The following is a 23,453-nucleotide window of genomic DNA, read 5'->3' as shown; positions in this document are numbered from 1 at the left end:
GGGGGAGGAACGAAATGGGAGAAGATATCGTGATCGTGAGTGCTGTACGAACACCAATTGGAAGGTACGGTGGAGCATTTAAAGAAATCAGTTCCGGTCATTTGGCGAGCATTGCCATTAAAGAAGCGATCAGGCGGGCGAATATTGCAGCTGAACAAGTGGATGAAGTCATTTTCGGGGAGGTTAGGCAAACGACCGAATCCTCGAATGTAGCCAGAGTTGCAGCACTGCGCTCAGGAATTCCCGATTCGGCACCGGCTTTTACGGTAAACCGCTTATGTGCATCCGGAATGCAGGCCATCACCTCAGCAGCACAGCAAATAAGCTCAGGTCAAGCAAATATAGTCGTTGCCGGCGGTACGGAAAGCATGAGCCGCGCACCGCTTTATTTAAGAAGTGCCCGTTTTGGGGGAGACCGGACAAGGCTAGTGGATTCTAATACTGAAGCTGGACAGCAGCCTCAAGAAATTTATGGAAAAAGTTTAGGGATGGGAATTACCGCTGAAAATGTCGCACAGCGATACAACATTTCCAGGGAAGAACAAGATGCCTTTTCAGTGGAAAGTCAACGAAGAGCGGCGCAAGCGATAAAAGAAGGAAAGTTCAAGGATGAGATCGTTCCTGTCCAGGTCTCTGACAGGAAGAGTACGGTTACAATTGAAACGGATGAATATCCACGCCCCGATACCACAATGGAAAAGCTTGCAAGCTTAAAACCGGCATTCAGGGAAAACGGAACCGTCACTGCAGGGAATGCTTGTGGCCGTAATGACGGGGCAGCTGCATTGGTATTAATGAAGGCCAGTGAAGCGGAACGGTTGCAAGTACAGCCAATCGCAAAGATCGTCGATTGGGCGACTGCCGGAGTTTCTCCTGAAGTGATGGGAATTGGTCCAGTACCAGCCGTTGGAAAACTTATGGAGCGCACCGGGAAAAAAGTTGAAGAAATTGGGCTGTTCGAATTAAATGAAGCGTTCGCTTCACAAGCATTGGCAGTAATCAGGGATTTATCGCTAGATGAAAACAAGGTGAATGTAAACGGAGGCGCCATTGCACTTGGGCACCCAGTCGGATCGACGGGCGCAAGGATCGTGACAACGCTAATTCATGAACTGATTCGCAGGAAAGAAAGATATGGAGTTGCTACACTTTGTGTTGGCGGCGGACAGGGAATGGCTATCATGATTGAAACGATTTAGGCCAAAGATAAAGGAGTGGAAACCCTATACGTTTCTGCTCCTTTCCGTATATAAGTTGAATCGCGCATAAGTGAGGGGGAGAAAGATTGCCAGTTGAAGTGGAGGATATTCGGAATCAATTCGAAAGTAGTGCATTCTTTTCACATATAGGGTTTGAAATCATTCGGTTTGAAGAAGGGAATGTAACAATAAAGCTAAACATTGAAGAACATTTACTTAATGTTAATGGCTCACTGCACGGGGGCATTCATGCCACCATGCTGGATACCATTCTAGGAATGGTGACTCGTTCCGTTACCAAATCTAAAGTTGTGACGACAAGCTTAACTGTACATTATTTAGCCAGCATATCAAGCGGGGAACTATTCGCGGAAGCAAAAGTCCTTCAAAAAGGATACAAAATTGCCTTTACCGAAGGAGAAATAAAAGATACTGAAGGCAACATCATTGCAAAGGGCACAGGAATTTTTAAAATCATTCGTGATAAATGAGGCAAGGATATCAAGTCGGCTGACAAGTGACTATGCTCCATTTTACTAGAAAAGAATGAGGTGTGAAAAAATTGACTAGAGCTTGGCATGGATTTTATCCGAAAGAAACTCCTGCTGAAATTGATATTCCAACATTGTCATTATATGGACTCCTTGAACGTTCAGCCCAACTTTACCCAACCTGCAAAGCCGTAATAGATGGGGATCGGGAAATGACATATATGGAATTAAAGGATGCCTCAGATCGCTTTGCTGTGAATTTAGACAACCGAGGATTTCAAAAAGACGATCGCATAGCAATCATGCTGCCAAATTGTCTAGAATATATCATTGCCTATTATGCCATTCATCGTTTGGGAGGTATGGTCGTTCAAGTGAACCCGCTATATCGGTCTAGTGAATTGGATTATATATTACGGGATTCAGAAGCCAATTGGTTCATTGGGCGTGAGGAACAAAGGGGAAAATTAGTGCTAACAAGTTTTTCTGATAGATTAACGTTCATATCTGCCGAGGAATTAATAGAATCTGGAACGGATTTATCAAGGAAAGTTAAGGAACTTCCTGCCCTGGCTATCGACCCCAAGGAGACTGTGGCTGTTCTTCAATATACAGGAGGGACTACAGGGAAATCAAAAGGGGTCATGCTTACGCATTTTAATTTGATCTCGAATGTATTCCAAGACTTTGCCTTCACGGCGAATGCACTTCATCTCCAAAGGCCTGGCGAACGGATGCTTGGCTTGACCCCATTATTCCATGTGTTTGGTAATGGACGATTGAATAGTGCCATATATGCCGGATCAACTTATATCACATTAGAGAGATTTGAAATAGATAAGGTAGTGGATTTGATTCGAACACATAGGCCAACCATTTTTCCTGGTGTCCCGACCATGTATATTGCTTTGCTGAATCACCCGGATATAACGGCTGACGATTTAAGTTGCTTTAAGTACTGCAGCTGTGGCTCTGCGCCGCTCCCGATAGAAATCATTCATCAGTTCGAAAAAAAATTCCGGGTTACATTATTGGAAGGTTTTGGAATGTCAGAAACATCTCCCACTACCCACCGCAATCCAGTCATAGGACAGAAAAAACCAGGAAGTATCGGAATTCCGTATCCCAATACCGATGCTAAAATCGTCGATCTGAAATCAGGTGTTGATGAATTGCCAGCAGGAGAAACAGGCGAACTGATCATTAAAGGTCCGCAAGTAATGAGGGGATATTGGAAAAATCCAGAGGAAACGGCAACAGCTTTGCGAGATGGATGGCTTTACACTGGGGATATCGCGACGATGGATGAAGACGGATATTTTTATATCGTAGGCAGGAAGAAAGATATGATCATTGCAAGTGGTTATAATGTTTATCCAATTGAAGTCGAGGATATTATTTATCAGCATCCAGCCGTAAAAGAGACTTGTGTGTATGGAGTGCCGGATTCATACCGTGGGGAAACGATAAAAGCGGTTATAGTCTTAAAGAAAGGAAAGTCAGTCTCGGAGCAGGAAATCAGGGAGTTTTGCATGCAACGATTGGCCAGATATAAAGTGCCGCGAAGTTTTGAGTTCAGGGAGCAACTGCCAAAATCAGCTGTCGGGAAAATATTGCGCAGAATATTAATGGAGGAAGCAACGCAGAGTCCTATTGCCGGGGAGAGATAAGCATATCAGTTATCAGTGAGCTCAGATGAAACCTTAAATAAGTGAAACCTTTTTTCGAGGTTCCCCTTATTAAGGGTTTATAGACTATAAAACTACTTTTCTTTTAGGGGAATTTCAAATGAAGTCCCATCCACCAGTAATTCATGAGACTCACCATCCGCTATATCATCGGTAGTGAATGAAAAGGAATCGAGCCGATCTAATTTTGCCTCTGGATCGACCAATAAACCAATTGTGCCTTTTCTCAATTCTCCTGGTTGGTAATCTGATCGACTTACTTTTTTTGTCCCTATAAAAGTATCCCCGGAATGGATGAAACTTTTAGAAGGCACATCATATGTAAGATCATCATTGAAAGTAACATTTTCCATGCTGAAGAACTGAAGTTCCTTCGAATCTTTATTTTCAATAGAATAAGTTATCTCTAGATAAGAAACCTCTTCATCGATATCCGTTTTAGACAACGCCGCCTGTTGATCGATTTCCTCCATGGATAAATTCTCTTTATAATATATCGAATAGGCCTCTTCAAAACTCAATCCTGTATAGGACTTGAGCTCCTCCTTTGCTTCATCTGTGAGTGATGATAATTGAATCCTGCGGATATCCTTGACTGTGATGACCATCGGTGCCAATTCAAATGACTCATTAATAGACTTCGATTCTAGTAATGTGAATGATCCCCAATTTTTTTGGCGAACCTTATCGCCGACTTCTTTAAGATGGATCCCGCCATATTCCTCCACCTCAGGAATTTTGGATTCCTTGGCTTCCGCATTTTTCCCTTTTTCAGTTTGATCGCTCTCAAAATAATTGTAGGCAATTACACTTATACAAATAAGCAATAACCCAACAATTGTTGAAATGATCAATCTTTTACGGATACTTCATCACTCCTTATCTTAAACCGTTGATGTCAAAGTATAATATACCATTTTCTTTGCAAAAGAAGGAAAGGGGAGTGCCTGAAGATTGATCCTTATGATTACTAGAACAAGTTCCGTGTTCATCCAAATGATTCGAAGTTCCCTGTCCATGATAATGATTTCTCAGCTACAGTACAAGCCGTTTTATAAAAGATTCATATCATATATATAACGAAGGGGAAATCTTGAAAAACTGAGAACATGCTTTTATTCTTTTATAGTTTTCTCATCCCTGGAGACCTCTCTAGTAACAAATTTTAAAAAAGGAGACGTTTAAGGAATGTTGTGGCCAATTAACAATGGTAAGGAAAAGTTACATCAGCCGAATAAAAGTGCAATGCTGTCCATGCAAGAGATAAAAGCCATTGAGTCCTGGATATCTCAAATAGGGATATTCCAAATATATATAACCGCTGGACAATTAGTATCTACCGCCAGAAAAACGCTCAAGTTCGAGTATAAAATGATCGGGCATGGTTTTAACCGGGTCGTCTATGATTTAAATAATGGCTATATTTTAAAAATTGCATTGTCACAAGTAGGACTAATAAGCAATGCAAATGAAGCCTATATATACAATAACTGTAATGAGGAAGTCAAAAAGTTTTTATGTCCAGTTAAGGAGTATGGGACGGGTTGGATAATCATGAAGAAGGTGGACACGAAAGTGCCGTTTGCAATCAAGGAATATACCAAACTGATCAGTTTGGAATTAAAATTCCTCAGGTACGGTATTATCCCAATAGATTTGCGTTTGGATAATGTCGGATATAACGAGAATGATGAAATGGTCGTCATTGATTACGGTCTATTCACCATGGATCTCCAAAGCCCTGTGCTGCGATGGCTTGTTTGATGAGGTGTCTATCCAAAGAAAATATAAAATTGATTTACAATGAAGTGATTAGGCGAAGCGGTAAATGTTCTTGATTTACCGGATTATCTGGATGAAAGAAGCATGTTACGAAGGGCCTTTTTGTGCAACATGCTTTTTTTATGGTTTAAAGGATCATAACTGATGACACAACGCTTGCCACTTTTTTATCATTTTGAAATAAATCTGCAAGTACATAAGCTGTTTTTTTTCCGATTCGGTCTACTTTTGCTTCGACTTGTACGTCTCCTAATCTTACTGGTCGATGAAAGGTAGTATGTAAATCAATCGATGCGAAGGATTGTCCGATGCTTAATTTAGATGATATCGCATAAGCCATCATAATATCTGCAGCAGAAGTGACAAATCCACCCATTGCTACACCAATTCCGTTAATAAACTTTTCATCTACTTTCCATACACCTCTCGCAATTCCATCCTGGGCATAATTTGCTTCAATTTGTAACGTTAAATCACAATTCGGAGGCTGTTTCCCTTCCGTTATAACTTGTAAAAGTTCGTGTCCTTTAGATGATTCCCCCATTAAATAGCCCCCTTGAATAAGTTGAAACTACTGAATATTCTAACATATATCTTGATGTCAATGAAGTTATTGATTTTACATATAAAGTAATTAGAGACCCGAACCAAGAAATGTAATTTGGTGGTGGATTTGATTTCCACTTCAGGTACTCGCTTTCCGCGGGCGTCTGGGGAGCCTCCTTGACTTCCGCCTGCGGGGTCTCCCCTAGACACGTTTTTCCCGCAGGAGTCTCGCACCTTCCGTTCGAATCACTTGTATAAAAAATTCAGATGAAACCCTTTTGTCTAAAAAAGTGGTTCGGGAATGGTCACACCACCAACCAAGAAATGTAATATGGTGGTGGATTTGATTTCCACTTCAGGTACTCGCTTTCCGCGGGCGGTCTGGGGAGCCTCCTCGGCTTCCGCCTGCGGGGTCTTCCCTAGACACGCTTTTCCCGCAGGAGTCTCGCACCTTCCGTTCCAATCACCGGGAACGTTTTTTAAATAAAAACTGTCAGGCTGGTCCATTCCGAACCAAGTTTAAGACTGGATTATCCTTCATGTTTTTGTACTGTAATCCATATTAGGTTGAAGAAATTTGCGACACTCCTGCCGAAAAACTGGCTAGCCTAGACCCCACAGACGCTTGCGTCGAGGAGGCTTGGCAGACAGTCGGCGGAAAGGGAGCGGATTTCTGAAATCTACGGGAATATTATTTTATAAAAAACTGTAGGGAAGTTCGAAGTTAATAATTATCAAAAAAATCAAAAACTTCTTCTTTTTCTAATTAAATTGTGATAGTGTATAAAACAAAGAAGTATTACCTTCATCATTTTATTGAAAAGAAGTATTTGATTCACCAGAAAGGAGTGATAATGTGGAAAATCTACCATTTAAATTATTAGTGAAAGAAAGATTTGACCATCTATCGACAGGTCAAAAAAAGGTTGCCGCTTACCTGATTGAAAATTTGGATCAAGCTGCCTTTAAAACGGCTTTTCAAATTGGGCGGGAAGCTGAGGTTAGTGAAACAACGGTCATTCGGTTTTCCTATTCATTGGGATTTGAAGGGTTTAGTAAAATGCAGGATAGAATTCAAAAACAGCTGCTGCACCAAAACCAAACGGATATATCCAATAGTGATTCCACTCTTAGCATTGATGACAAGCAAGATCCATTTACCAAAGTGATAGAAAACGAAGTTCATATTTTAAGACATCTATTAGATCATACGAACGTTCAGGATATATGGAAAGCGGTCGATGTCTTGATCAAGGCTGACCAAATATTAATTGCAGGGCATCGTATTTCCCATGCCGCCGCCTATTGGTTCTCCTATACGTTAAGTTCATTAAGGGAAAATGTAAGTTTATGTTCACCAACAGGCGACTTCTATGAAAAGTTTTGTAACCTCACTAACAAATCTGTGATAGTTGTTTTTTCCCTTCCAAGATATGCGAATGAAACATTAAAAGTTGCGGAGTGTGCAAAAGAACAAGGAGTTTGTTTAATTTCAGTTACAGACCGCCTCCTGTCACCTGTTGGCCGTATCTCTGATATTGCACTGACAACTGAAGAAAACGCAGAAACCGGAACGAATTCAATCGCTTCCGTCATTAGCTTATTGGACTTGGTTATTGCAGGCATACATCAAAAAGACGCAAAACGGATATATACCCATCAGCAAAAATTAGAAAGGCTATATTCAAGTTATGAAGTGTTTAATGAATGAGTTTAAATTCATGTAAAGGGGGAGGTGCATCATTATGAACCCGATTCAATATATTGATCAGCATCAAGAATTATTGTTGAAGTCCTATCTTGACCTGCATTCCTTGGCTGAGCCAAGCTGGCAGGAGAAAAGAACGTCTAGCTATATTTTAAAATGTCTTAGGGAAGCGGGAATAACCGTAAAAACATTTCAGAGCAATTATGGAATCATTGCCGAGATTCCAGGCATCTCAAAAAAGGTTGTGGCATTAAGGGCTGATATGGATGCGCTAGTTCAGGAAGTAGATGGAGTTGTAAAGGCAAATCATTCATGTGGACATGACGCACATAGCACAATGGTTTTATATACAGCATTGGCCATTGCCTCCTGCGGAATCCGGCCTAAACACACTCTCCGATTTATATTTCAGCCTGCGGAAGAAAAAGGGGAAGGCGCTCTTCAAATGATCAATGATGGCGCGTTGGAGAATGTTACATATTTATTCGGGATTCATGTAAGGCCCAGTACGGAAGTTCCTTATATGAAGGCTTCCCCCGTCATTGTCCATGGCTCAGCCGAAACAATAAGGGGAACAATCAAAGGCATTCAGGCCCATGCTTCCCGTCCGCAAGATGGAATAAATGTAATCGAGGCAGCAGCTTTGCTTGTCCAAAAATTACAGCAGCTTAATCTGGAAACCGAAACTCCTTATTCCATCAAAATGACTCAATTTGAAACAAACAACAAAGCATCAAACGTCATCCCGGAAACAGCTTTCTTTGCTATTGATGCCAGAGCGCAGTCTAATGATGTAATGAATGAACTGAATCGCTTAACGAAGGATGCTATTGACCAGACAATGGAACAAACTGAAACATCCATCTCCTGGTCAGCCGAAGAATATGTCCCCGCTGCAACCTTGCATGAAAAAGCGATAAAGCTGGCTGAGGCCGCAATAGAAGATATCCTTGGGGCGGAAAATGTCGTTCCGGTCTGTGTTTCTCAAGGAGGCGAGGATTTTCATTTTTATACAGCCAAAAATCCTGAATTAACAGCAACCATGATAGGGTTAGGCTGCGATCTAACGCCTGGTCTGCACCATCCGGATATGATGTTCAATTTAAAAGCACTTATTTATGGAACGAAAATTTTAATTAACACAGTAATGATGACGGCAGGAGAATAACTTAGAAAATTAATGAAGGGGTGTTTTATGGAAAATACCGCACTAACATCACAAACCGGGGACCAAACAGCTGCTGAAGAAAAACAACTGGAGCGAAAACTCAAACCAAGGCATCTTTCAATGATCGCAATCGGCGGAACCATTGGAACAGGGCTATTTTTAGCAAGCGGTTCCATTATTCATACTGCGGGTCCGGGAGGAGCTGTAGCTGCCTATATAATTGCCGGAATCATGGTTTTCTTCCTGATGACAAGCTTAGCCGAAATGGCTGCCCTTATTCCTATTACAGGCTCTTTTAGTACATATACATCAAGGTTTGTCGATCCGGCTTTAGGATTTGCGATCGGCTGGAACTATTGGTATAACAATGCAATCGTAGTCGCATTGGAATTAGCAGCTTCCTCCCTTATTATGAAATATTGGCTGCCTTCTGTTCCGGGCATCATTTGGAGCGCATTATTTCTTGCACTCATATTTGGCCTTAATATTTTATCGGTAAAAGGATATGGAGAATCAGAATTCTGGTTTGCCATTATAAAGGTTTTGACTATTATCATCTTTATCGCAGTAGGGTTATTAATGATTGTAGGAATCATGGGAGGGGATGCTGTAGGTTTTGAAAATATCACCAAAGGGGAGGCACCGTTTAAAGGAGGCTTTTTATCCGTTATAAGTGTCTTTATGGTGGTCGGGTTTGCCTTTCAAGGCACCGAGTTAGTAGGAATTGCAGCCGGCGAGAGTGAAAACCCAAGAAAAAATATACCAAAGGCCATTAAGCAAATCTTCTGGAGACTGCTCTTGTTTTATGTATTGGCAATAATCGTGATTGGATTTTTAATAAGCTATAATGATCCGCGTTTGTTAAGCTCGAATATTGAAGATATTGCGGTAAGTCCCTTTACACTAGTTTTTCAAAACGCAGGGCTAGCCATCGCTGCCTCTGTTATGAATGTTGTCATTCTTACTTCCGTTCTTTCTGCGGGCAATTCGGCCATGTACGGAGCTTCTCGCGTGCTTTGGGTGCTGGCGAAAGAAGGCAAAGCTCCTTCGTTTCTAAAAAAGGTGAATTCAGGCGGCATTCCAGTGAATGCTGTGTACTTTTCTACCATCGTTGGGATGGCAGCTTTCCTGACCTCTTTCTTCGGTGAAGGTACGATTTACAATTGGTTATTGAATGCTGCAGGTTTATCCGGCTTTTTATCCTGGTTAGGAATTTCGATTACACATTATCGATTCCGGAAGGCATATATAGCACAAGGAAGAGATTTAAAAGATTTGCCGTATGTATCAAAATGGTATCCATTTGGTCCGATATTAGCGACATTTTTATGTGTTACGGCTATCCTGGGGCAAAATTACTCTGCATTTTTCGGTTCTGAGATTGACTGGTATGGAATTTTAATTTCTTATATCGGGCTTCCTTTATTTTTCCTGGCTTTTCTAGGTTATAAAATCGTAAAGAGGACAAAAGTGATTCCATTGCAAGAGGCTGATTTCAGTAAAGTGGAATAACAAATAAGAGAGTATTTCGTAAACATAAAGTATTTAAAAGATAGCTCCAGCGCCTTGCAAGATAAGCCGTCAGCTGTGGAACTTACTTGTCCATCTTATGTTGGGCCGATCAAGGCGCTTGTGCTTTTCATAGGAGGTTTACCATGACTAATACACATGAAATTGCAATTCGTTCTCTTCATCGAATTGAAGAGCTAGAGGAAGTAAGAAAACTAGAATCCGCCATTTGGGGAGAAACCGACTCAATCCCTTCACACCAAACCATAACTGCTGTGAAAAACGGAGGTTTGGTTATAGGAGCTTATTGCGAGGAGAAGCTGATTGGATTTCAATACAGCTTTCCGGGATTCAATGGGCAATCAGCCTATCTTTGTTCACATATTCTAGGAATTGATGAGCAATTTCGCAACAAAGGTATAGGGGAAAAGTTAAAGTCAGCACAACGTGACGAGGCGATAAAGCTCGGCTATTCCCTTATTACCTGGACATACGATCCATTAGAAAGTGTTAATGGGTATTTAAATATAGCCAAGCTTGGCGGGGTATGTTCCACATATATACCAAACTGCTATGGTGAAATGGAAGATCTATTAAACAGCGGAATTCCTTCTGACCGCTTTCTTGTCGAATGGCATATTGGTAAAAAGGAGAAAACGGATTCTAACGGACAAGGATTACCGTTGGACTTTGTGATAGAAAACTCGCTTATCCAATGGGATGCCATTGATGAGGGAGTGCCTGTTCCTTCTTTCACTCTTCCGCTGCCTGAACAAGAATGTGATACAGCTTTTGTGGCCATTCCAAAGGACTTCCGAACAATAAGAGCCACAAATATTCAAGCGGCTAATGAATGGCGGATGAAAACGAGGGACATTTTTAGTGATTTATTTCAGCAAGGATGGCAGGTAACAGATTTTATGAAGAATTCCATGACGGAAATTCCCGTTCAGTTTTATGTGCTATCAAGGAAATAAGCAGGTTTATATTTAACTATGAATTAACAATATGCTGCTGTCAGCTATTAAAAAGACTGGGGCAAACAGTTTTATCCCCAAAAGGAGAATCCACTAGTGAAAATTAAACAAGTTATTTTAAGGCATCTGAAGCTTGACTTGCTTCACCCCTTTACAACTAGCTTTGGGACGGAATACAATCGGGATTTTATCCTTGTGGAAGCAAAAAGTGATGATGGCATTTCCGGTTGGGCTGAATCGGTTGCGATGCTCGACCCTTTGTATAATGAAGAGACCTTAAAAACGAACTGGCATATACTCGAAGATTATCTAATTCCAATTATCCTTAAAAATGAAATCAAGCATCCTGATGAAATCTCCGAAAAATATTTCACCCATATTCGTGGCAATTACATGGCAAAAGCCGCTTTAGAGGGTGCTGTTTGGGATCTGTATGCTAAAAAACAGGGTGCTTCTCTTTCAAATGCGTTAGGTGGAACAAAAAAGAAAATTGAAGTGGGGGTAAGCATCGGTATACAGGATTCGATTGATTCGACACTAGATATAATAGAAGCTCGACTCGGTGAAGGCTATAAACGCTTTAAACTAAAAATCAAACCCGGCTGGGATGTTGAATTAATAGACAAGGTCAGAAAAGTATATCCTGATATCCCGCTCATGGCAGATGCAAATTCAGCTTATACCTTACAAGATATAGACGGGTTATTAGCCTTGGATGATTTTAATTTAATGATGATTGAACAGCCGCTTGCCTATAATGATATCATTGACCATGCAGATTTACAGTCAAGGCTAAAAACACCTATTTGCCTGGATGAAAGCATTCACTCATTAGCGGATGCCAGGAAAGCTATTAAATTGGGCAGCTGTAAAATTATTAATATCAAAATTGGCCGTGTCGGAGGTTTGACTGAATCCAGGAAAATCCATGATTTATGTCTTGAACATGAAATTCCGCTTTGGTGTGGGGGTATGCTGGAATCAGGCATCGGAAGAGCACATAATATTGCAATCACTTCACTGCCTAACTTCACGCTTCCCGGCGATACCGCAGCTTCCTCCCTCTATTGGGCAGAAGATATTACTGACCCTGAAGTAACAGTGGAAAACGGAATAATCAGTGTTCCAGAATTGCCCGGTATTGGCTTTGAACCAAGCATGGAAAAAATCAATAAGTATACTATACAAAGTCAAACCTATCATTTAATTTAGAATGTTGATAGAAATGGCTAGGGTAGTTACTTCCTGCAACATCTATTTTCCTTACATAAAGGCATGACTCCCGAAAAAGGGAGCATGCCTTTTTTTAACACATAATGATTGGAATTACTTGCAATACTTCGATAAAGGTAAAGACAACGTTTCGATAAACAACTATCCTAGAGGAGTAATGCTGATCTTAAATAGATAATGGTTAATGAAATGGCTATCAATCGTAAGAATTCAAGAGCAAATCGTGATTAGTTTTTTGAGGGAGGTTAGTGTAAATCCTATTTGTTATAATGGAATTAAATTCTTAACTATAATTAGGAGATAAAATGTTTAAGAAAATTAAGACTTGGACGGGAAATTTAAAAAGACAGATTTTTATCCTTTACTTTGCTTGTAAAGATGAACGGGTGCCTTGGCATGCAAAAGTTTTTACGGCTTGTGTTGTAGCTTATGCATTCAGTCCGATAGACCTAATACCTGATTTCATACCTATTCTTGGTTACTTAGACGATGTAATTCTTGTTCCATTAGGAATAATTATTGCATTAAAGATGATACCAAAGTCAGTATTAACCGACTGTGAAAGTAAGGCAGGAGAAATGATGAAAAACGGTAAGCCAAAGAATTGGATAGTCGGATCAATAATAGTATTGATTTGGGGCTTAATTTTAATATGGGCATTTATTAATATTTATCGCTTACTTAATTAACGGTTGCTAGAAAAGAAACATTCCTAGAGTTAGTGTGTTTACGGTTTTTTGAAACAAAGGAAAATCCTCTTAGAAAATTTGTCGGGGTATTTGGCTTGGTCAAAAATAGTATCAAATTGGAACTGAAAATTTTAGAGATAGATCTATTAACTGGATTCTTTTTATAATAAGGCTGCCAATTAGCGGCCTTTTATAAAAAGAAAAAGGAGCCTAAAGGAAAATTTCTTATTCTATTAATGTTGATTCAGCCCCTGACATAATAATGCGGTGCGGTATTGAGCGAGTCAGGACTCGTTCTGCATCATAGGCACAGACTAACAATCATCCCATTTCTCTTGCCATGCCATTCCAACTGCTCCGTTTAAAATTTCTTCAAGAAGACTCTTTAATGCACCAGCCTGATCACCCCACTGTTGATTCCCCCAAACCTTTACAACTTTAATAAACATATCGGATTATTTACAGTGAAAAATAACAGGATATTAATTACTAATTAATCTGAGCTGTCCTTAGACGGCTTTTTCTTTTTGAAATAATAGGTTTAGATTAGTTTGTGTTAGTTGTTTTATTCACTACCGAGATAAAGAGGTATCCAAAGAAAAATTATTTTGATATACCCAACCATATAATTATTTGAGAATATTTGGTGTTTGAAATCAGAAATAAAGCACTTACATTTCCTATTATCTGTGTACATTTACCTGAAAATATCAAATTATCTCTAAATTTAGACTATTCAATGTTATTATTTTATAAGAATATTCAAACTATTAATTTGGAAGGTGAGGGAACTCATATGTCACAGATGTTGGCTTTGGTTATTGTTATTCTGATTTTATTTGTAGGGGACATAGTGGCGGTTCGAACAAAAGCCTGGGTACCTTCCGTTTTCATTTCGGCGATCCTATTTCTATGTGGTTATTGGACATTCTTTCCGCAAGACATCGTTTCAATAGCAGGTGTTCCACCGGTAGTGGCAACCATGATGATGTACTTATTGATCACGAATATGGGGACATTGCTTTCAATAAGGGAATTGGTGAATCAATGGAAGACGATTGTCATCTCCTTATCTGGCATTCTTGGCATTGTTGCACTATTATTCGGAATTGGCATCTTTATTTTTGATCTGCAAACTGTCCTTGTAGCGGTTCCACCTTTAGTGGGAGGTATGGTTTCTTCAATAATCATGTCAGAAGGAGCGGCAGATGCAGGACTTACGAGCTTGTCCGTTTTTGCCATTGTTATTTATGTAATGCAAGGCTTCGCTGGATATCCTTTAACTTCAATTGTCTTGAAGAAAGAAGGGAAGAAGCTTTTGGGGCAATACCGCAATGGAAAGTTAACGGTAAAAAAGGATGAAACTGCATCCGCTGCAGAAGGTATGACGGAACTTAAGCTGTTCAAGAAACTTCCTGAAAAATATAATACGGAATATTTCAAATTTTTAAGACTTGCAGTTGTTGCTTTACTTGCTTACCTAGTTTCGAGTGGATTAGAGCCGATTATATCTATAAATGCATTTGTTCTTTGCTTACTATTCGGGGTTATCGGAAAAAGTGTCGGTTTCTTGGAAAGACAGACACTGCAAAAAGCAAATGGATTTGGATTTGCGATCATGGCCCTTATGCTTTTCGTCTTTGATGGATTGAAAAATGCAACACCAAGTATGATGATGGAGATTCTTTACCCACTTGTTGTTTGCATTATCTTAGCTGTGATAGGTATGTATATATTCTCATTCATAGCAGGGAAATTGTTAAAAGTCAGCAAAGAAATGGCCTTTGCTGTATCTTTAACAGCATTATACGGATTTCCAGCTGATTACATTATCACCAATGAAGTCGTAAATTCATTAACAAAAGATGAAAATGAAAAAGAAGCATTGCTAAGCCATATGCTGCCGCCGATGCTTGTTGGCGGATTTATATCGGTAACAATCGTGTCGGTTATTTTGGCAGGAATATTCGTACAATTCTTGTAAAATAGGAGGGATTCTAAGTGAGTCTTAGCGAACGTATAGAAAAGCAAATAAGTGATTTGGGCGAATTTACATCAACACCCGGAGAAGGGACTACCCGGCTTACGTATAGCAAGGAAGACTTGCTTACACGTAATTATATAAAAAATAAAATGATGGATTACGGCCTGACAGTACAGGAAGATGGATTTGGAAATATTTTTGGAAAGCTTGGGGGTACTTTAAAAGATGCACCAAGCGTTCTGTTAGGTTCACATTTTGATTCCGTACCAAATGGCGGTGCGTATGACGGACCAGCAGGTGTAATTGTCGCACTTGAAGTGGCTGCCCTATTTTCAGAAAATCAATTAACACCTAAATATCCATTGGAAATCGTTGCCCTGATTGAAGAAGAAGGAGCTCGTTTTGGCGGAGGGCTAATGGGGTCGAGAGGAATAGTGGGAACGCTTAGTGAGGAAAGTTTTAAAAATTTAAAGGATAAAGATGGTATCACAACCATTGAAGCGATGTCAAAAGTTGGACTGGATTTCTCTCTTCCGAAAAGAAGAAATCCCAATAGCATTAAAGCATTTCTCGAATTGCATATAGAACAAGGACCAATCCTTGAAGAGAAGAATATCCCCATTGGTGTTGTAGAAGCTATTGTTGGTTTAACTCAATTTGAAGTAACCAGTGAAGGAAAGGCAGGACATGCAGGCACAACCCCAATGGATCGCCGTACGGACGCATTGGTTGCTGCCGCTCAAATTATTTCTCAATTACCGAGCTTTGCAATTGAGGAAGGAGAAGGAACGGTTATAACGACAGGACGACTAGATGTTTTACCAAATGGAGCAAACGTCATACCGAATAAAGTGGTATTTTCGGTAGATATTCGATCAAGCAAGGAAGAACATATTAACAATGTCATCAGGCGGATGAAAGAATTAATCGAATCCTATCAGGTACAGGGGATCCATACAACGGCGGAACAGCTGTTGTATATGCCGCCAAAGATATTGAGTAATGAGATTAAGGATTTATTAAAAGATAAAAGTTCTGATTTGGAAATTCCATACTGTTCCATTGATAGTGGAGCAGGTCATGATGCGATGGTTTTTTCAGATGTGACTGATGTTGGCATGCTTTTTGTTCCAAGTAAAGCAGGACTAAGTCATTGTCCAGAGGAATGGTCTGATGCACGTCATTTGGCAAATGGAGTGCAAATATTTTACGAAGTGGCTAAATGTTTAACGGAGGTAGAATAAGAATGATTAATCAAACGATAAAAGAAGCGATTCAAAATTATAGTGATGAATTAACAGAAATACGCAGAAAACTTCATAGCGAACCTGAGTTATCATGGGAAGAAGAAAATACAACTGCCTTTGTTTGTGACTACCTTGAAAAATTAGGGATTACTTATCGAAAAGCGGAACCAACAGGTGTCATTGCAGAAATTAAAGGCGGTAAGGCAGGAAAGACGGTAGCATTAAGAGCAGATATGGACGCCCTTTCTGTTGAAGAATTAAATAAAGACTTGCCGTATGCTTCAAAAGAAGAAGGGAAAATGCATGCATGTGGACATGATGCGCACACATCAATGCTATTAATTGCAGCTAAGGCACTAAACGTAATAAAAGAAGAATTACCTGGGAATGTGCGATTAATATTTCAACCAGCTGAAGAAGTGGCAACAGGTGCAAGGGAAATGGTTAAACAAGGGGCTGTTGAGGGTGTTGATAATGTTTTTGGCATACATATTTGGTCGCAAATGCCAACAAACACGGTTGCTTGTACTCAAGGACCTTCATTCGCTTCAGCAGATATCTTTACAGTAACGTTTAAAGGAAGAGGGGGACATGGTGCAATGCCACAGGATTGTATCGATGCTACTATTGTTGCCTCTTCATTCGTCATGAACGTACAGTCTGTCGTATCAAGAACGGTCGACCCCCAAAATCCCGCTGTTTTGACAGTTGGAAAAATGGTCGTTGGCACACGATTTAATGTCATTGCAGAAAATGCCGTCATTGAAGGGACTGTCCGTTGCTTTGATCCTAAAACACGTGACCATATTGAAAAGCAGCTCCAGATTTATGCTGAAAATGTTGCGAACATTTACGGTGCGACCGCAAAGGTTGAGTACTACCGCGGAACACAAGCTGTCATCAATGATGAATACAGTGCAAAATTAGTGCAAAAAGTTGCCTCAAATGCGTTTGGCGATGACGCAATATATAATGAAAAGCCAACAATGGGTGGCGAAGACTTTAGCTTCTATTTAGATGAAGTACCTGGAAGCTTCGCTTTAGTTGGATCAGGAAATCCTGAAAAAGATACGGAATGGGCACACCATCACGGAAAATTCAACATCGACGAAGAAGCGCTTGCTACCGGTGCAGAACTTTATGCCCAATATGCATGGGCATATTTGAACGAATAATGGTCTGAATAAAAGAGGGAATCCGGTATTACTAAAGGGTGTTTGAACGTCAGAAGGCCGCCAATTGGCGGCCTTCTGGCGTTAAGGGTTAAATTTCACTTATGCATCATATCAAGTGATCCGTCTAGAGGCAAAGAGAAGGATAATGTGTGATTGGAAATTCCTTAAGATCTTGTTCTGGACTCTCATTAATTTTTTAAAAAATTGTTATATTAAGAAAAAGTATGTTTCCCATTGAACTTGAAATCCTGATTATGGTGATCAGCAGAATGAGCTTTTGTTAGAGAAAGAACAATATTAGGGAACAAATATAATAAATAAACAATGATATGATTGTATATCTGTATAAGTGCGAAGCGAGCCCAGGAAAATGACTATAAGTCTAAATTCCTGGGTTATTTGCGATACGGAACATTCGAAAGTTGATATTTCCATCAAAACCTCCTTTATTATTTCTCACAAGTATTGTTGTCTTGAGTTGGGCTTAGGAATAGATTCTATATCCAATCTCTATTTGCAAAGGAATCGATTTACTGACTGAACACTAAATTGTCCATTGTAAAGTATTACTGTCTCCAAATAGATACAGTTGTATTGTGTTTTTTCGATTGTATGTATGTAGAAACAATCAAGGGAATCGCTTTAGCATGTGATTTCCTTAGTGGAATATAAATTGGCACAATAATTGCATTGTAAATTAGTAAGAGAAATACTTCTTTACATAAAAATAATGAAGGGGTGGGTGGGAATATTATACAAATATATGCTTTTTTAACCTTTATGGATTCTTGATAAATCATGAAGGATGAGGGGATAAGAATGCTTTAGGGGATTTTACTGTTTGATTTAAGAATCAAAAAAAAATTTAAGCTAGTAAGCAAGCTTTATAAAACAATAAATTCTATAAAATGGGGAGAAATAACAATGAATATTTATGTCCTATTAAAAAGAACGTTTGATACTGAGGAAAAAATAAACATAACAAATGGAGTAATTGATGAGGGAGGGGCAGAATTCATCATAAATCCGTATGATGAGTATGCAATCGAAGAGGCGATTCTATTAAAAGATAAACATGGTGGAACTGTTACAGTTGCCACAATTGGCAATGAAGAGGCTGAGAAACAATTGCGGACAGCACTTGCCATGGGGTGTGACCAAGCTGTTTTAATCAATACAGAAGATGACCTTGAAGAAAGTGATCCAGTTACAACCTCTAGCATTCTATCAAAATATTTTAATGAAAATGAATTTGACTTAATTTTAGGAGGAAATGCTTCAATTGATAAAAGTTCCGGTCAGGTCGGTCCGCGTCTGGCTGAATTGCTAGACATTCCGTTTGTAACAACCATTACGAAAATTAATATTGATGGCAAAACAGTTGTCATCGAGCGTGATGTAGAAGGAGATAGTGAAATAATTGAAACTGCGCTCCCATTACTTGTGACAGCACAACAAGGATTAAATGAACCACGTTATCCATCATTGCCTGGCATTATGAAGGCGAAGAAAAAGCCACTTGAAGAATTGGAACTAGATGACCTTGATCTTGAAGAAGCCGATGTAGCTCCTAAATCTAAAACGATTGAGGTTTATCTACCACCGAAAAAGGAAGCAGGAAAAATTCTGGTAGGCGAGCTTGAAAATCAAATAAAAGAACTAATAAATCTACTTCATATAGAAGCTAAAGTAATTTAAGGGGAGGAATCATAATGACTAGAAAACTTTTAGTAATAGGTGAAATTCGTGATGGTATTCTTCGAAATGTATCATTTGAAGCGATTGCAGCAGCAAAAACAGTTTCTGAAGGCGGTGAAGTTGTCGGTGTGCTTCTAAATGCTAATGTCTCAGACCTTGCACATGAAATGATCGCATATGGTGCTGATCGAGTAGTTTTAGTTGAAAATGAAAAGTTGAAATCTTATACATCTGATGGCTTTGGACAGGCATTGCTTCAGGTCATTGAGGCTGAAAAGCCTGAAGGAATAATCATGGGGCATACGGCTTTTGGAAAAGATCTTTCACCAAAAATTGCCGCAAAAATCGAATCGGGATTAATTTCCGACACAATTGCTGTTGAAGTAATAGGTGATCAAGTCGTATTTACTCGCCCGATTTACTCCGGAAAAGCATTTGAGAAGAACGTCATTACCGATGGAATTACATTTGCAACCATTCGCCCAAACAATATTGCTGCACTCGAAAAAGACGAGAAGCGCTCTGGTGAAGTAAGCTCGTTTGAAGCTGAAATAAAAGACCTTCGTACTGTAATTAAAGAGATCGTACGCAAAACCTCTGAAGGAGTGGATTTATCAGAAGCAAAAGTTATTGTTGCCGGGGGTCGAGGTGTTAAGAGCGAAGATGGATTCAAGCCTTTACAGGAACTTGCAAACGTATTGGGTGGTGCCGTAGGAGCATCACGTGGTGCTTGCGATGCTGATTATTGTGATTATTCACTGCAAATCGGTCAAACTGGAAAGGTTGTGACACCTGATTTATACATTGCTTGCGGAATTTCTGGAGCCATTCAACATTTGGCAGGAATGTCAAATTCAAAAGTCATTGTTGCCATTAACAAAGACCCAGAGGCTAACATTTTCCAAGTTGCAGACTATGGTATTGTGGGAGATTTATTTGAGGTAGTTCCTCTTTTAACAGAAGAATTTAAAAAAGTTCTGGTTTCTGTTTAATATAGAATACTGAATTATTCACAATGGAGGAGGAACAAGATGCTATCACTGTTAAATTTACTAGCTTTTTTAGCACTGTCAGGATATGCAGTTTTCTTGTTTGTCCAGCTTGTATACACCCGCTATTTGTTTGTGAAACTGGGCAAAAAAGTTGAATTTGAACCAAGCTTTAAAGAGCGCATCAATGCTGTGTTAGTGAATGGATTCGGACAGCGAAAGTTGTTTAAAGACAAGAAAAGCGGGCTGATGCACTTAATATTATTTTACACCTTCTTTATCATTCAAGTAGGACTTATTGAACTCATCATAAAAGGGTTTATTAAAGGGTATGAATTTCCTTTTGGTGATGGGCATAAATATTTTAGTCTTCTGCAGGAGTGGGCGACATTCCTTATGCTGTTGGCGGTCGTATATGGATTCTTCCGTCGCTATGGGGAAAAGTTAAATCGATTACAATGGAAGCGTGATGGCAAAGCTGCCTTTGTCTATATAGCTTTATGTACTTTAACTTTATCAATCCTGGTTACATTAGGATTCGAAGCGATTATGTTAGATCATGAACCTAATCTGACCTACGCCCCATTTTCTGGTGCTATTACGTTATTGTTTTCCGGTATTGGATCAACGGTAGGGACTGTGTTGTTCTATATATTTTGGTGGGTGCATATGATAATCGTCTTTTCTTTCATGGTATTTGTGCCACAGTCTAAACAAGCACACGAGCTATTCGCTATGTTCAATATCTTTTTTAAGAAAGTTGGTCCTATTGGGAAATTAAAGAAAATTGATTTTGAGGAAGAAGAAGTAGAGGAATATGGCGTCGGGAAAATACAAGATTTTAGCCAGCAGCAGCTGATTGATTTATATGCATGTGCAGAATGTGGACGATGTACAAATATGTGTCCGGCTTCGGTAACGGGGAAGATGCTTTCTCCGATGGATTTGATTGTTAAGCTAGAGACCATTTAACGAATACAGGGGCTGCGGTTACGTCCAAATCGCCATGGGTGCCAGGATTTGCGTTTGCTGGCAAACAAGGGAATCAACTTGCAATGATGTCGAGATCTAGTGGTGCCAAAGAAGTTGCGGCAACTCTTGATTCTCCAAGTCTTATTGGCGATGTGATCACAGAAGAGGAAATTTGGGCATGTACAACTTGCCGTAATTGTGAAGATCAGTGTCCGGTTATGAATGAGCATGTGGACAAAATCATTGATCTTCGTCGTTACCTCGTATTAACAGAAGGTAAGCTGGATGCAGATGCACAGCGTGCGATGCAAAATATTGAACGCCAAGGAAATCCATGGGGGCTTAACCGTAAAGAGAGAGAAAATTGGCGTGAGATACGAGAAGATGTCTCTATTCCTACTGTAAAGGAATTAAAGAAACAAGGAGAGGAATTTGACTATTTATTTTGGGTGGGCTCTATGGGTTCCTATGATAATCGAAGTCAAAAAATTGCCTTATCTTTTGCAAAACTTTTAAATGAAGCAGGCGTAAAGTTTGCCATTTTAGGAAGCAAAGAAAAGAACTCGGGGGATACAGCAAGGCGTCTAGGAAATGAATTTCTATTCCAAGAACTTGCAACGAAGAACATTGAAGAATTTGAAAAAAATGACGTGAAGAAAATTGTAACGATTGATCCTCATGCTTATAATACTTTCAAAAATGAGTATCCAGACTTTGGCTTTGAAGCGGAAGTGTACCATCATACTGAACTCCTTGCAGAGCTTATTAAAGAAGGTAGACTAGTGCCGAAAAACGAAGTGAATGAGACCATTACATTCCATGATTCATGCTATTTAGGAAGGTACAATGAGGTATATGATCCACCAAGGGAAATCTTAAAATCGATTACAGGTGTAAAGCTTATTGAAATGGAACGCAGCCGTGATACGGCGATGTGCTGTGGTGCTGTTGGTGGGCGTATGTGGATGGAAGAAGATACGGGGACCCGCGTCAACGTGGCAAGAACTGAACAGGCCATTGCAACTAAGTCCTCTACCATCTCAAGTGGATGTCCATACTGTTTAACCATGCTTAGTGACGGAACGAAAGCAATGGAAGTGGAAGGTGACATTGAGACCATGGACATCGCCGAAATTTTAGAATTAGCGATCTAATTAAGAATTTTACAGTGAAGCTTATTAATGATAATGGATAGGGTTAAGAAAGGAGAAATTATTAATGCTTGAAGGAATGCGTGTCATTGACTTTTCCCAATATCTCCCTGCACCCCATGCAACATTACGTTTAGCCGATTTAGGAGCCGAGGTTATAAAAGTAGAATCACCAATGGGGGATCCCTCGCGTGTATCATATAGAAAAGAAATGATGGGATTTGTTTTTCAAGCCCAGAACCGTAATAAAAAAAGTATAGTACTTAATTTAAAGAAACCAACAGATAAGCAGACTGCTTTAGAATTAATTGCCTCTGCTGACATAGTGATTGAAAGTTACCGACCTGGTGTAGCAAATCGTCTAGGCATAGGTTATGAAGAAGCCGCTAAAGAAAAACAAGACATCATTTATTGTTCGCTTTCAGGTTATGGGCAAACAGAAGCTATGCGCCATTTAGGAGGGCATGACCTCAACTATATGTCAATTAGCGGTTTACTTTCTCAATTAAAAGATGAGAAGGGGCGACCTATTCATCCTAGCGCACAAATTGCTGATTTTATCGGTGGAATAACAGCAAGTGAAGCGATATTAGGAGCGGTGGTGAAGAGAGAAAGAACTGGAGAAGGGACATTCCTTGATGTCTCAATTACGGATTCACTATTGCCATTAATGTCTAACCATATTCTAATTGAGGGTATCACAGGGGAGCAGTATGGTAAAGCAAAGTTACAAAGTAAGCACGTTTGCTATTTTATTTATGAAACCAAAGATAGCCGGTTTGTGAGTTTAGGAGCATTAGAGCCGAAGTTTTGGAGGAATTTCTGCAATGCATTAAAAAGGGAAAATTGGATTTCAGAACATTTTTCGCTTGCTCAGAATGAAAATCCAGTTTTCTTAGAAATGAAAGAGTTATTTGCTAGCCGAACAATGGCAGATTGGACTCAGTTTTCGTTGGAAATTGACTGCTGTCTAGCTCCCGTACTTGAAACAGGTGAATTGTTTAATCATCCATTAATTAAGAATAGAGGTTACATTATTGAAAAAGAAGGTATCCGCTACACAGCAACAAGGTATGATGATAATATCCAAAGTTGTATCGAACCCCCACCAGAACTTGGACAACATTCGAATGTATTCAAGCAACTAAAATGAAAAACTATTTTTAGGAAAGAGTACTTAATTTGGAAAATCTTTTCTAACTAATTATATAAATATGAATCTGGTTTCATCAAAAATGGCTTGTTAC

At 39.6% G+C, this 23,453-nt stretch carries 18 protein-coding genes and 1 pseudogene; 17 read left to right on the top strand and 2 right to left on the bottom strand.

What is annotated here, in order from left to right; translation table 11 throughout:
- The first annotated feature begins 14 nt into the window (after positions 1–14).
- From ACQKMF_RS10115 to ACQKMF_RS10105, 3 genes are all read left to right on the top strand, one after another.
- Positions 15–1,199, top strand: coding sequence for a thiolase family protein (locus ACQKMF_RS10115; RefSeq protein ID WP_427572891.1), 1,185 nt, complete (start codon positions 15–17; stop codon positions 1,197–1,199).
- Between the two features lie 86 nt (positions 1,200–1,285).
- The gene (locus tag ACQKMF_RS10110) at positions 1,286–1,690 is read left to right on the top strand and encodes a PaaI family thioesterase (protein ID WP_101221671.1); all 405 of its coding nucleotides are present in this window, start codon (positions 1,286–1,288) and stop codon (positions 1,688–1,690) included.
- A gap of 62 nt (positions 1,691–1,752) precedes the next feature.
- Positions 1,753–3,360 carry a long-chain-fatty-acid--CoA ligase gene (locus ACQKMF_RS10105; RefSeq protein ID WP_427572888.1) on the top strand — a complete coding sequence of 536 codons (1,608 nt, stop codon included), beginning with the start codon at positions 1,753–1,755 and terminating at the stop codon, positions 3,358–3,360.
- Between the two features lie 92 nt (positions 3,361–3,452).
- Here the strand turns inward: ACQKMF_RS10105 and ACQKMF_RS10100 are convergent, their stop codons facing one another.
- Positions 3,453–4,232 (bottom strand): hypothetical protein, encoded by a 780-nt coding sequence (locus tag ACQKMF_RS10100; RefSeq protein ID WP_427572886.1) that lies wholly within the window; start codon positions 4,230–4,232, stop codon positions 3,453–3,455.
- 334 nt (positions 4,233–4,566) lie between these two features.
- Here ACQKMF_RS10100 and ACQKMF_RS10095 point away from each other — a divergent pair, with 334 nt between their 5' ends.
- Positions 4,567–5,142, top strand: coding sequence for a hypothetical protein (locus ACQKMF_RS10095; RefSeq protein WP_402942162.1), 576 nt, complete (start codon positions 4,567–4,569; stop codon positions 5,140–5,142).
- A gap of 145 nt (positions 5,143–5,287) precedes the next feature.
- On the opposite strand, the gene ACQKMF_RS10090 is transcribed toward ACQKMF_RS10095, so the two are convergent.
- Positions 5,288–5,704, bottom strand: coding sequence for a PaaI family thioesterase (locus tag ACQKMF_RS10090; protein ID WP_137018010.1), 417 nt, complete (start codon positions 5,702–5,704; stop codon positions 5,288–5,290).
- Between the two features lie 858 nt (positions 5,705–6,562).
- On the opposite strand from ACQKMF_RS10090, the gene ACQKMF_RS10085 reads away from it, so the two are divergent.
- The 13 genes and pseudogenes from ACQKMF_RS10085 to ACQKMF_RS10025 all read left to right on the top strand — a co-directional run bounded on the left by ACQKMF_RS10085 (position 6,563) and on the right by ACQKMF_RS10025 (position 23,359).
- Positions 6,563–7,417 (top strand): MurR/RpiR family transcriptional regulator, encoded by an 855-nt coding sequence (locus ACQKMF_RS10085; RefSeq protein WP_427572883.1) that lies wholly within the window; start codon positions 6,563–6,565, stop codon positions 7,415–7,417.
- Positions 7,418–7,451: 34 nt separating this feature from the next.
- On the top strand, positions 7,452–8,582 hold the full coding sequence (locus ACQKMF_RS10080; RefSeq protein WP_427572881.1) for an amidohydrolase: 1,131 nt from the start codon (positions 7,452–7,454) through the stop codon (positions 8,580–8,582).
- 27 nt (positions 8,583–8,609) lie between these two features.
- Positions 8,610–10,094, top strand: coding sequence for an amino acid permease (locus ACQKMF_RS10075; RefSeq protein ID WP_427572879.1), 1,485 nt, complete (start codon positions 8,610–8,612; stop codon positions 10,092–10,094).
- 143 nt (positions 10,095–10,237) lie between these two features.
- Positions 10,238–11,068: a GNAT family N-acetyltransferase gene (locus ACQKMF_RS10070; RefSeq protein WP_260357294.1), complete on the top strand. Its 831-nt coding sequence runs from the start codon at positions 10,238–10,240 to the stop codon at positions 11,066–11,068.
- Positions 11,069–11,164: 96 nt separating this feature from the next.
- Positions 11,165–12,280: an o-succinylbenzoate synthase gene (menC, locus tag ACQKMF_RS10065; RefSeq protein WP_427572876.1), complete on the top strand. Its 1,116-nt coding sequence runs from the start codon at positions 11,165–11,167 to the stop codon at positions 12,278–12,280.
- Between the two features lie 326 nt (positions 12,281–12,606).
- On the top strand, positions 12,607–12,990 hold the full coding sequence (locus tag ACQKMF_RS10060; protein ID WP_427572874.1) for a YkvA family protein: 384 nt from the start codon (positions 12,607–12,609) through the stop codon (positions 12,988–12,990).
- A gap of 796 nt (positions 12,991–13,786) precedes the next feature.
- Positions 13,787–14,974 (top strand): hypothetical protein, encoded by a 1,188-nt coding sequence (locus ACQKMF_RS10055; RefSeq protein WP_427572872.1) that lies wholly within the window; start codon positions 13,787–13,789, stop codon positions 14,972–14,974.
- A 17-nt stretch (positions 14,975–14,991) separates the two neighbouring features.
- Positions 14,992–16,218, top strand: coding sequence for a Zn-dependent hydrolase (locus tag ACQKMF_RS10050; RefSeq protein WP_427572870.1), 1,227 nt, complete (start codon positions 14,992–14,994; stop codon positions 16,216–16,218).
- Positions 16,219–16,220: 2 nt separating this feature from the next.
- Positions 16,221–17,396, top strand: a complete 1,176-nt coding sequence (locus ACQKMF_RS10045; protein WP_101221700.1) for a M20 family metallopeptidase — start codon at positions 16,221–16,223, stop codon at positions 17,394–17,396.
- A 924-nt stretch (positions 17,397–18,320) separates the two neighbouring features.
- The gene (locus ACQKMF_RS10040) at positions 18,321–19,094 is read left to right on the top strand and encodes an electron transfer flavoprotein subunit beta/FixA family protein (RefSeq protein WP_427572868.1); all 774 of its coding nucleotides are present in this window, start codon (positions 18,321–18,323) and stop codon (positions 19,092–19,094) included.
- 14 nt (positions 19,095–19,108) lie between these two features.
- Positions 19,109–20,086: an electron transfer flavoprotein subunit alpha/FixB family protein gene (locus tag ACQKMF_RS10035; RefSeq protein WP_427572866.1), complete on the top strand. Its 978-nt coding sequence runs from the start codon at positions 19,109–19,111 to the stop codon at positions 20,084–20,086.
- Positions 20,087–20,125: 39 nt separating this feature from the next.
- Positions 20,126–22,209 (top strand): annotated as a pseudogene (locus tag ACQKMF_RS10030) ((Fe-S)-binding protein).
- 64 nt (positions 22,210–22,273) lie between these two features.
- The gene (locus ACQKMF_RS10025) at positions 22,274–23,359 is read left to right on the top strand and encodes a CaiB/BaiF CoA transferase family protein (protein WP_427572864.1); all 1,086 of its coding nucleotides are present in this window, start codon (positions 22,274–22,276) and stop codon (positions 23,357–23,359) included.
- The last annotated feature ends 94 nt before the right edge of the window (positions 23,360–23,453 follow it).

It is taken from the genome of Peribacillus sp. NPDC101480, from assembly GCF_050277335.1.
Taxonomy (GTDB): Bacteria; Bacillota; Bacilli; order Bacillales; family DSM-1321; genus Peribacillus.
The sequence above is the reverse complement of the archived record's forward strand: the minus strand, read 5'-3'. Positions and strand labels throughout refer to the sequence as shown.

What these genes read in the sequence shown, in the direction of transcription:
- ACQKMF_RS10045 (WP_101221700.1), top strand. Translation starts at nt 16,221, where the DNA reads ATGATTAATCAAACGATAAAAGAAGCGATTCAAAATTATAGTGATGAA.
- ACQKMF_RS10115 (WP_427572891.1), top strand. Translation starts at nt 15, where the DNA reads ATGGGAGAAGATATCGTGATCGTGAGTGCTGTACGAACACCAATTGGA.
- ACQKMF_RS10080 (WP_427572881.1), top strand. Translation starts at nt 7,452, where the DNA reads ATGAACCCGATTCAATATATTGATCAGCATCAAGAATTATTGTTGAAG.
- ACQKMF_RS10055 (WP_427572872.1), top strand. Translation starts at nt 13,787, where the DNA reads ATGTCACAGATGTTGGCTTTGGTTATTGTTATTCTGATTTTATTTGTA.
- ACQKMF_RS10090 (WP_137018010.1), bottom strand. Translation starts at nt 5,704, where the DNA reads ATGGGGGAATCATCTAAAGGACACGAACTTTTACAAGTTATAACGGAA.
- ACQKMF_RS10070 (WP_260357294.1), top strand. Translation starts at nt 10,238, where the DNA reads ATGACTAATACACATGAAATTGCAATTCGTTCTCTTCATCGAATTGAA.
- ACQKMF_RS10025 (WP_427572864.1), top strand. Translation starts at nt 22,274, where the DNA reads ATGCTTGAAGGAATGCGTGTCATTGACTTTTCCCAATATCTCCCTGCA.
- ACQKMF_RS10075 (WP_427572879.1), top strand. Translation starts at nt 8,610, where the DNA reads ATGGAAAATACCGCACTAACATCACAAACCGGGGACCAAACAGCTGCT.
- ACQKMF_RS10060 (WP_427572874.1), top strand. Translation starts at nt 12,607, where the DNA reads ATGTTTAAGAAAATTAAGACTTGGACGGGAAATTTAAAAAGACAGATT.
- ACQKMF_RS10040 (WP_427572868.1), top strand. Translation starts at nt 18,321, where the DNA reads ATGAATATTTATGTCCTATTAAAAAGAACGTTTGATACTGAGGAAAAA.
- ACQKMF_RS10095 (WP_402942162.1), top strand. Translation starts at nt 4,567, where the DNA reads ATGTTGTGGCCAATTAACAATGGTAAGGAAAAGTTACATCAGCCGAAT.
- ACQKMF_RS10035 (WP_427572866.1), top strand. Translation starts at nt 19,109, where the DNA reads ATGACTAGAAAACTTTTAGTAATAGGTGAAATTCGTGATGGTATTCTT.